General features: G+C 70.0%; 10 protein-coding genes. 4 read left to right on the top strand and 6 right to left on the bottom strand.

What is annotated here, in order from left to right; translation table 11 throughout:
• Positions 1-48: 48 nt before the first annotated feature.
• Positions 49-819 (bottom strand): TetR/AcrR family transcriptional regulator, encoded by a 771-nt coding sequence (locus IEY81_RS08720; RefSeq protein ID WP_189118079.1) that lies wholly within the window; start codon positions 817-819, stop codon positions 49-51.
• Between the two features lie 102 nt (positions 820-921).
• Here IEY81_RS08720 and IEY81_RS08715 point away from each other — a divergent pair, with 102 nt between their 5' ends.
• The 4 genes from IEY81_RS08715 (at position 922) to IEY81_RS08700 (ending at position 3713) form a co-directional block, all read left to right on the top strand.
• The gene (locus IEY81_RS08715; RefSeq protein ID WP_189118078.1) at positions 922-1377 is read left to right on the top strand and encodes a nitroreductase/quinone reductase family protein; all 456 of its coding nucleotides are present in this window, start codon (positions 922-924) and stop codon (positions 1375-1377) included.
• Positions 1374-2342, top strand: a complete 969-nt coding sequence (locus tag IEY81_RS08710) for an ATP-binding cassette domain-containing protein (protein WP_189118077.1) — start codon at positions 1374-1376, stop codon at positions 2340-2342. Before IEY81_RS08715 ends, IEY81_RS08710 begins: the two co-directional genes overlap by 4 nt.
• On the top strand, positions 2339-3127 hold the full coding sequence (locus IEY81_RS08705) for an ABC transporter permease (RefSeq protein ID WP_189118076.1): 789 nt from the start codon (positions 2339-2341) through the stop codon (positions 3125-3127). The genes IEY81_RS08710 and IEY81_RS08705 overlap by 4 nt, the downstream gene beginning before the upstream one ends.
• Before the next feature lie 112 nt (positions 3128-3239).
• Positions 3240-3713, top strand: coding sequence for a DUF6069 family protein (locus IEY81_RS08700; protein WP_189118075.1), 474 nt, complete (start codon positions 3240-3242; stop codon positions 3711-3713).
• Positions 3714-3726: 13 nt separating this feature from the next.
• Here IEY81_RS08700 and IEY81_RS08695 read toward each other — a convergent pair whose 3' ends face one another.
• The 5 genes from IEY81_RS08695 to IEY81_RS08675 all read right to left on the bottom strand — a co-directional run bounded on the left by IEY81_RS08695 (position 3727) and on the right by IEY81_RS08675 (position 9711).
• The gene (locus IEY81_RS08695) at positions 3727-4407 is read right to left on the bottom strand and encodes a class I SAM-dependent methyltransferase (RefSeq protein WP_189118074.1); all 681 of its coding nucleotides are present in this window, start codon (positions 4405-4407) and stop codon (positions 3727-3729) included.
• A 70-nt stretch (positions 4408-4477) separates the two neighbouring features.
• Positions 4478-7732, bottom strand: coding sequence for an isoleucine--tRNA ligase (gene ileS / locus IEY81_RS08690; RefSeq protein WP_189118073.1), 3255 nt, complete (start codon positions 7730-7732; stop codon positions 4478-4480).
• A 251-nt stretch (positions 7733-7983) separates the two neighbouring features.
• A complete protein-coding gene (locus IEY81_RS08685; protein ID WP_189118072.1) occupies positions 7984-8445 on the bottom strand; it encodes a GNAT family N-acetyltransferase in 462 nt (153 codons plus the stop codon).
• A complete protein-coding gene (locus IEY81_RS24605; RefSeq protein ID WP_189118180.1) occupies positions 8442-8807 on the bottom strand; it encodes a GNAT family N-acetyltransferase in 366 nt (121 codons plus the stop codon). Before IEY81_RS24605 ends, IEY81_RS08685 begins: the two co-directional genes overlap by 4 nt.
• Entirely contained in the window at positions 8785-9711 is a 927-nt protein-coding gene (locus IEY81_RS08675; RefSeq protein WP_189118071.1) for a PI-PLC domain-containing protein, read from the bottom strand. The genes IEY81_RS24605 and IEY81_RS08675 overlap by 23 nt, the downstream gene beginning before the upstream one ends.
• Positions 9712-9730: the final 19 nt, after the last annotated feature.

The following is a 9730-nucleotide window of genomic DNA, read 5'->3' as shown; positions in this document are numbered from 1 at the left end:
AGATGCGCCGACTCGGCGATCCTGAGCGGGGCAGATGCGCCGACTCGGCTACTTGCGGACGTGGGCGAGGATGCCGTCGATGATCCGGGCGAGGCCGTAGTCGAGCTCGCGGGCGGGGTCGGTGGCGGCCTGGTAGGCCTCGCCGGCGGCGGTGCCGACCCGGTTGGCCAGCGGGTAGTGGGTGCCGGCCATGACCTCGTTCAGCGTCTCGTAGTTGGCCTCCCACCACTCCGCCTCGGTCATCCCGGTGACCTGCTCGGCGCGACGCTTCATGAGCTCGCTGCGGGCGATGTTGCCGGCGAAGCCGATCAGCACCGCGACGGTCTGGTCCATCTCCAGGTCGGTGAGGCCGAGGCCGTCGACCGCCTGGAGCTGCCACTCGTAGCGGTCGCTCATGTTGGGCCCGAGCCAGGGGCGTACGTCCTGGACCTCGAGCAACCACGGATGAGCCCGGAGCTCATCGTGCTGCACCCGGGCGACCAGCTCGAGGCGCTCGCGCGGGTCCTCGGGTAGGTCGGGGACCTCCGTGCGACCAACCGCCTGGTCGGCCATGAGCACCAGCAGCGCGTCGCGGCTGGGGATGTAGGTGTAGAGCGTCATCGCGCCCAGCCCGAAACGCTGGGCGAGCGCGCGCATCGTGACGGCAGCCAGCCCCTCGGCGTCGGCGAGATCGACCGCGGCGTCGACGACCTCGTCGAGGCTCACCTTCTGCTTCGGACCGCGCCGCGCCTTCGGCTCCTCACCGCCCCCGGAGCGGTGGCGCCACAGCAGGCGTAGAGACGGGTCGGGCTGGGCTGGCTGGTCCGGCACGTGGCTCATCGTAACCTCATCCGAAAAAAATATCGTACGCCGTACGGAACAAATGCTACAGTCACGCCGTTGATCATCTTCGTACGCCGTACGAAATTGGAGGAGACGCCTATGCCGAACACTGCGAAGCCGGTCCCACCCCGCTGGCTCAAGCCGATGAACAAGGTCTTCATGACCCTGTCGAAGACCGGGATCGGGATGAAGGAGCTGCCGGTCCTGACGGTCCCGGGCCGCACCAGCGGGAAGCCCCGGAGCACCCCGCTCTCGGTCCTCGATCTGGACGGCAGGCGCTACCTGCTCGAGGGCTTCCCCGGCGCCGACTGGGCCCGCAACGTCCGCGCCGCACGCGGGCGCGGCAGCCTGCGGATCGGCAAGCGGACCGAGGACGTCCGGCTCGTCGAGGTCGAGGGCGAGGAGGCGCTGACCGTTCTCCGGCTCTGGCCGGAACGGATGGCGGACGGCGCGAAGATCATGCTGGACGCCGGGGTGGTCACCGCGGTGACACCCGAGGCGTTCGAGGCCGTCGCCGGGCGCTGCGGCGTGTTCCGGATCGAGGTGGCTCGATGACCCCGACTCCCCTGCTCGCCCGCGGCGTCCGCAAGCGCTTCCGCGACACCCAGGCGCTCGACGGCCTCGACCTCGAGATCAGGCCCGGCACCGTGCACGCCCTCCTCGGGCCGAACGGCGCCGGCAAGTCGACCGCGGTGAACGTCTTCGCGACCCTCACCCGGCCCGATGCCGGCGAGGTGCGGGTCGGCGGCCACGATGCCGTACGCCACCCCGCCCGCGTCCGCTCGACGATCGGTCTGGTCGGCCAGAGCGCCGCCCTCGACGAGGCACTCCACGGCCGGGAGAACCTGGTGCTGTTCGGCCGGCTGCACGGGCTCGCCAAGCCCGATGCCGTACGCCGCGCCACCGACCTCCTCGACGCCTTCGGCCTCACCGAGGCCGGCGACCGGAAGGTCACGGGCTACTCCGGCGGCATGCGGCGCCGGCTCGACATCGCCGCCGGCCTGGTCACCCGGCCGCAGATCCTCTTCCTCGACGAGCCGACCACCGGGCTCGACCCCCGGGCTCGCCACGAGGTGTGGGACATGGTGCGCCAGGTGGTCGCCGACGGCACCACGGTGCTGCTGACCACGCAGTACCTGGACGAGGCCGACCAGCTCGCCGAGATGGTCACCGTTCTCGGCGACGGCCGGGTGATCGCCGAGGGTTCGCCCTCTGCGCTCAAGGACGACCTCGGCGGCGACCGGGTGATCATCACCGCGGCCGCGCCGGACGACCTCGGCCGGATGGCCGAGGCCCTGGGGTCCGCTGCGGTCGTCGACCCCGACCGGCTCGAGATCACCGTCGAGGCCGGCACGACCGGCGGCGGCGCGGCCGTCGTCGACGTCGTACGCAGCCTCGACTCCGCCGGCATCACGGTCGACGACGTGCTCCTGCGCAGGCCGACGCTCGACGAGGTCTTCCTCCACCTGACCGCCCCGGAAACCGAGCCAGAGACCCAGCCCGAAGGAGCCGCCCGATGACTGCACTCTCCGCCACCCTGCGACAGACCTGGGTGATCACGCTCCGCGACCTCAAGCACTGGCAGCGCGAGCCGTGGGGACCGGTGTTCAACATCCTCTTCGCAGTGATGATGCTGCTGATCTTCGGCTACCTGTTCGGCGGCGCGATCGAGATGCCCGGAGGCGGGACGTACCTCCCCTATCTGCTCCCGGGAGTGCTCGCGCTGACCATGATGTTCGGCATCGACGGCACCATGTCGGTCGTCACCGAGGACACCAAGCGCGGCGTCACCAACCGCTTCCGGTCGCTGCCGATGAGCGGGCTCGCGGTGCCGCTGGGGCGCGCCGTCGCCGACATGGGCAGCTCGACGGTGCAGCTGGTCGTCCTGATGGTCGGCGGACTGCTGATCGGCTGGCAGATCGAGGGCTCGTTCCTCGCCGCGCTCGTGGCCGTGGCGCTCCTGCTCTGGCTACGGCTGGTGATGCTGTGGCTGGGCATCTTCCTCGGGCTGAGCCTGCGGATGGAGGGCGCGCTGACGATGGTGCAGGTGCTGGTGTGGCCGCTCGGCTTCTGCTCGAGCCTCTTCGTCTCCCCGGAGACGATGCCCGGCTGGCTCGGCTTCCTGGCCTCCTGGAACCCGGTCTCGGCGACCGCCACCGCCTGTCGTGACCTCTTCGGCAATCCGACCGGGATCACCTCCGGCCTGCTCGCCGACCACGCGATCCTGCTGGCGGTGGTCTGGCCGGCTGTCCTGCTGGCCGTCTTCGTGCCGCTCTCCGTGCGAGCGTTCAGGCGTCTCGACTGACTCTTCTCGAAAAACTTTCGAGGAACCTGTCGGATCGGTGGTGCGCCGTTCGTGGAGTGGGTGAGAAGCGGCCATGAGCCGCGACAGACACCACGAGTTGAGAGGCACGATCATGAGCACCAGCACCATCACCCAGGCCACGACCACCACCGACCGCGGCCAGTTCGCAGCGCGGTTCCCGGTCTGGCTCGTCAGCATCACCGCCGTCGTCGCCGGCGCCCTGGTCACCGGCGTCTACGAGGCCGCCGCCCGAGCGGTCGGGGTGCCGTTCGACGTCGCCCTCGCCGGCACCGGTGTCGAGCCCGCCGCGATCCCGGCGACCGGGCTCGCCTGGGCCGTCGCCCAGCTCGGCGTGATCGGCGTCGTGATCGCGGTCTGCCTGGCGCGCTTCGCCAAGCGCCCCCGGTCGACCTGGCAGGGCACCGCCTGGACGCTGACGGCGCTCTCCTGCGTACCCAGCCTGACCGCCGTCACCGACTCCTACGCCACCAACATCATGCTGGTGGTCTCCCACCTGGTCGCCGCTGCGGTGATCGTGCCCACCATCGCCGCCCGGCTGGCCGAGCGGAACCCGCGTCACGCCTGAGGGGTGGCCGACGTCAGCCCGGTGGCCGGCGAGCGAGGATCAGCTCGCCGACCCCGGGCATCGGCGTCGTATCGATCGTGAACCCGGCGGCGACCAGGTCGGCGTAGAGCTCCGGCCGCGGATGGGTGCGGAGGTACATCACGAACTTCGGCCGCCACACCGCGTTGCGCACCCGCATCACCAGGTCGAACCCCGTCAGCAGCCAGTAGGCCGGCTCGGTCTTCTCCGGCGCCCGCGCCGCGGGCAGCGCGAACACCCCGCCCGGCCGCAGCGCCCGGTGGATGCCGTCGAAGAGCGGGCGCCGCTCCTCCGGCAGGAAGTGCCCCAGCGCCCCGAAGCTCACCGCCAGGTCGTACGCAGCACCGAACGGCAGCGCCCGGGCATCCGCCCGCACGAGGTCGGCGTCCGGGTGCGCTTGCCGGGCCTGCTCGAGCATCCCGGCGCTGAAGTCCACCCCCGTCGGCCGCTCCGCGGTGACCTCGGTGAGCATCCCCAGCCCCGCCCCGGTGCCACAGCACACATCGAGCCCCCGCTCGAACGGCCCGAACTCCGCCAGCGCCCTCCGCGTCGCCGCGACGAACGGCTCCGGCGTCCGGAACGGCGTCGCGTCGAACTTCGGCGCGAGCAGGTCGTACCCCCGCTCCACCGACGACAGCGCCTGCACCGCGAGCTCTCGAAGCGTTGGCCCCTCCATGCCTCCAACCTAGACCGGAAGGAGCAGGGCCGGAGCCGATCGATGGCTCCGGCCCTGCTCGCGGCTGCGGTCAGGCCTTCGTGACCGAGATCTGCGCTTTCTCGCCGTCACCCAGGTCGACGGGGTTGCCGTCGAGCGAGTCGACCACGTCGTACGTCGTGGCGAGGGTCTCGCGGGCGATGAGGTCGGCGTGGGTGGTGGCTGCCTCGCGAACGGTCGAGGAGCCGGTCACCGCGAGGGTGATGCGGTCCTCGACGTTGAGGCCGGAGTCCTTGCGGGCCTGCTGGACCGCGCGGACGAGGTCGCGGGCGAGGCCCTCGGCGGCGAGCTCGGGGGTGACGACGGTGTCGAGGACGATGAAGCCCCCGGGCAGCATGGTCACGGCGATGTCGTCGGAGGCGGCGCCGGCGACGGTCTCGAGGGTGTATTCGCCCTCGACCAGCGCCAGGCCACCGGCGACGACCTCACCCGAGTCGGAGACCGACCAGTCACCGGACTTGGAGCCCTTGATCGCCTTCTGGACGTCCTTGCCGAGGCGGGGGCCGGCGGCGCGGGCGTTGACGGAGAGCTTCTGCTCGATGCCGAACGTCTGGGCCTCCTCCGAGTCGGCCGCGAGCAGCCGGACGGACTTCACGTTGACCTCGTCGGCGACGATCTCCTCGAAGCCCGCGATATCGGCGCCGACGACCGTCAGGCCGCCGAGCGGCAGGCGGTTGCGCAGGCGGCGCGCCTTGCGCAGCGCCGAGGTGGAAGAGCAGACCGCGCGGACCGCGTCCATCCGAGCGACCAGGTCGTCGTCGGCGGGCAGGTCCTCGACGACCGGGTAGTCGGCCAGGTGCACCGAGCGGCCACCGGTAAGGCCGCGCCAGATCTCCTCGGTGGTCAGCGGGAGCAGCGGAGCGACCAGGCGCGTGACCGTCTCCAGCACCGTGTAGAGGGTGTCGAAGGCGGCCTTGTCCTCGTTCCAGAAGCGCTCACGGCTGCGGCGGATGTACCAGTTGGTGAGCACGTCGATGAACCGCTGCGTGGCCTCGCAGGCCTCGGCGACGTAGTAGTCGTCCATCGCGGTGGTCATCTCGGCGACGTAGTCGCGCAGCTTGGCCAGCACGTAGCGGTCGAGCGGGTCGGTGGACTCGGTCGATCCGGTGGTCTCCAGGTTGGCCGCGTTGGCGTAGAGCTGGAAGAAGTACCAGCTGTTCCACAGCGGGATCATCACCTGACGTACGGAGTCGCGGATGCCCTGCTCGGTGACGACCAGGTTGCCGCCGCGCAGGATCGGCGAGGACATCAGGAACCAGCGCATCGCGTCGGCGCCGTCGCGGTCGAAGACCTCGTTGACGTCGGGGTAGTTGCGCAGCGACTTGGACATCTTCTGACCGTCGGAACCGAGCACGATGCCGTGGCTGATGCACGACTGGAAGGCCGGCCGGTCGAAGAGCGCGGTGGCCAGGATGTGCAGGGTGTAGAACCAGCCGCGGGTCTGGCCGATGTACTCCACGATGAAGTCGCCAGGGAAGTGGTGAGCGAACCACTCCTCGTTCTCGAACGGCACGTGGTTCTGGGCGAACGACATCGAGCCCGAGTCGAACCAGACGTCGAGCACGTCGGAGACGCGGCGCATCATCGACTTGCCGGTCGGGTCGTCGGGGTTGGGACGTACGAGCTCGTCGACGAAGGGACGGTGGAGGTCGGGGTTGCCGTCGGCGTCCGTGGGCAGGGTGCCGAAGTCGCGCTCGAGCTCCTCGAAGGAGCCGTAGACGTCCAGACGCGGGTAGGCCGGGTCGTCGGACTTCCACACCGGCACCGGGGAGCCCCAGAAGCGGTTGCGGGTGATCGACCAGTCGCGGGCGTTCTCAAGCCACTTGCCGAACTGGCCGTCCTGGATGTGCTCGGGCACCCAGCGGATCTGCTGGTTGAGCTCGAGCATGCGGTCCTTGATCTTGGTGACCTCGACGAACCAGCTGCTCACACCCTTGTAGATCAGCGGCTGACGGCAGCGCCAGCAGTGCGGGTAGGAGTGGTTGTAGGACTCGCGGCGCAGCAGGATGGTGCCGGCGGAGACCGATCCGGTCTCGGCCGAGCCGGCCTCGCCGCGGGTGGCCGCCTTGAGGTGGTCGATGATCTGCAGGTTGGCGTCGAAGACCTGGACACCGGCGTAGTCGGTCACCGGAGCGGTGAAGCGCCCGTCCTTGCCGACAGGCATGACCGCCTCGATGTTCTCGCGGTCGGTCACCTCCTTGTCGACCTCACCGAACGCACCGGCGGTGTGCACGACCCCGGTGCCGTCCGTGGTGGTGACGGCGTCGTCAGCGGCCACGACGCGGAAGGCGTTGGCGTGGCCGGCGTAGTAGGTGAACGGCGGCGTGTAGGTGCGGCCGAGCAGCTCGGAGCCCTTGTAGCGCCCCAGCACGGTCGCCTCGTCGGCGTCCGGGAAGAGCTCCTTCTTGTACGCCGCGACCCGAGCCTCCGCGAGGAGGTACTTGGCCGTCTTGTCGGTGCCCGGCACCGGGCCCTCGACGACGACGTAGTCGATGTCGGAGCCGACCATCACCGCGAGGTTGGACGGTAGCGTCCAGGGCGTGGTGGTCCAGATCAGGACGTGGGCGCCGTCGAGCACCTCGTCGTCGCCGGTCGCGTCGAGCGCGTAACCGACGGTGACGGCCGGGTCCTGACGGTCCTTGTAGACGTCGTCGTCCATCCGCAGCTCGTGGTTGGACAGCGGGGTCTCGTCCTGCCAGCAGTAGGGCAGGACGCGGAAGCCCTCGTAGACCAGACCCTTGTCGTAGAGCGTCTTGAACGCCCAGATGACCGACTCCATGTAGTCGGGGTTGAGGGTCTTGTAGTCGTGGTCGAAGTCGACCCAGCGCGCCTGGCGGGTGACGTAGTCGCGCCACTCGCCGGTGTACTTCAGCACCGAGGCGCGGCTGGCCGCGTTGAACTTGTCGATGCCCATCTCGACGATCTCGTCGGTCGTCTTCAGGCCGAGCTGGCGCATCGCCTCGAGCTCGGCGGGCAGACCGTGGGTGTCCCAGCCGAATCGGCGCTCGACGCGCTTGCCGCGCATCGTCTGGTAGCGCGGGACGATGTCCTTCACGTAGCCGGTCAGCAGGTGGCCGTAGTGCGGCAGGCCGTTGGCGAACGGCGGGCCGTCGTAGAAGACGAACTCGTTCTCGCCGTTCTCACCGGCGTCACGGTTGTCGATGCTCGCCTGGAACGTCCCGTCCTTCTTCCAGTAGTCGAGAATCTGCGTCTCGATCTCCGGGAAGCGTGGGCTGGCCGGGACATTGCCCGCTTCGTGGGCTGAGGTGACCTTCGGATAGGCCATCGGCGGCATCTCCTGCTGGGTGGTGTGTGGGCTTCGTCTTCCACAGGGACGATCTGTCGACCGCGGTACCACCCTGCTTGCGATCTCGTCGACCGTGCTCGTCGAGATCGCCGCTTCGTTGAGGCTGTGACGGGCCTACCCGCCGGGGTCTAGTGAGCCGAAGCCGTTCTTCCCGGGGCTCGCCGCTGATGACGGCTCGAACGCCTATGAGGAAAGAGTACGCCGCCCGGCACCCGCCGCGCGAACCCGAATCAGACCTCGCGCCACATCCGCACGTGCGGCCCGATCTCCGGGTCATCCCACGGCTCGCCGATCTCCTGGAAACCCGCGCGCCGGTAGAAATCCGCGGCCCGAGTGCGCGCGTTGCACCAGACCAGCCCGCCGCCCTCCGCGGCAACATGCTCCAGCGCCGCCTTCAGCACCTGCGTCCCGACGCCCCGGCTGCGCCACTCGTCCTCGGTGGCCATCCCCCGGATCCGCCACCCCTTGCCGGGGTGCTCGGGCAGGTCGGGGCACGGCTCCGGGAACAGCCCGATGCATCCGATCATCCGGCCCTCGTCGTCCGTCGCGGCGAACGTCGCCACGCCCGGGCGGTCGTCCCCCGCCAACTTGGCCGCCTCCGGCGGCCCACCGTTGCGGAGCACCTTCGCCCGCAACGGATACGTCTCTTCGACAGGAACCTGACTGACGATGAAGGAGAGCTCCGAGGTCACGACCCGACCCTACCGATCCTCACGCGGACATCGACCTCAACCTGTCGGCGACTGCACCGGCCAGCGCTTCGTGCACGACCTCCGTGCTCGGCCGCATGCTCGAGGGCTGCGGTCACGACAGCGGTGCCGACGCCTCGACCGCGCCACTCCCCTGCTGTCGCCAAGCGGCGGATCCGCCATCCGCCGCCCGGGTCCGGGAACAGCCCGACACACCCGACGACCTCACCGTCGGATGCCTTGGCAGCGAAGGTGGCGACCCCTGGTCGGTCCTCCCCCTCGACCTTCGCGTCGTCGTGCGATGCGCCGCCGTGCAGGACGAGCGCACGCAGGGGATGGGTCTCAGCGGCTGCTACTCGAGTCACCGCGAAGTCGCCGGAGGATGCCACGTCGCAAACCTAGTCGCGTCGGGCGGTGGCGGGCGAGGAAGTGGGCGAGCTCGTCGAGGTGGTCGGTGTTGATCCAGTCGACGCCGGCGTCGAGCTGGGCCTGCCAGATGCGGCGGCGGTTGTGGCGGACGAAGGCTGGGGCGCCCCACAGCCGGATGGGCCAGCCGGCGTCGTGGGCGCGGTCGACCATCTCGTGCAGACGGCGGCGGGAGAGGAACGGACCGATGCCGCGCCAGGTGAAGTGGTCGATCCAGTTGGCGCTGACCATGCCGACGAGGCCGACCGGCAGAGCAGCGACCGCGTGGGCCTCGAGATCCTCGAAGGTGGCGTCGTAGAAACTACGGCGCACCGGCTCGGCGGCCATCACCAGCCGGTCGCGCTCGCCGGAGACGATCACGGTCACCGGGTTGACCTCGACGACGCCGTCGCGGCAGACGCTGAAGACCGGGTCGTACGCGGCGAGCTGCTCCTCCAGCACCCGCCAGGTCTCCACGCCGCCGGACTTCACGTCGACGAGGAGCTGGAAGGTGCCGTCCCAGGACGGGTGCACCGAGCCGTCGTTGGTGGTCACCAGGTCGGCGAGCGGGTCGAGGTAGACGTTGCGCAGGGTGCGGGTCATGTCGGGCTCGAAGTGGCCGAGGTAGAGGTCGCCGTCGACGAGCCAGACGTCGGCCTCGACCGAGGTGTAGCGGTGACCGAGGGCGTCGTGGAGCGGCCGCTCGTGCTCGTAGTCGTTGTGCGAGTGGGCGTGGGCGAGCGGCCCGAGGATGTCGACCAGCCCGGATCCCGCGGCACGCGCGGGAGCCGTCCGGAGGAGCCCGACGAGCATCGTGAAGGGCATCGTGAGCAGCGAGCTGAGGCGCGAGATCCACAAACGCATCGGAGCACCCTCCCGCACC

Origin of the sequence: Nocardioides luteus (assembly GCF_014648595.1) — a bacterium.
Lineage (GTDB): Bacteria > Actinomycetota > Actinomycetes > Propionibacteriales > Nocardioidaceae > Nocardioides > Nocardioides luteus.
The sequence above is the reverse complement of the archived record's forward strand: the minus strand, read 5'-3'. Positions and strand labels throughout refer to the sequence as shown.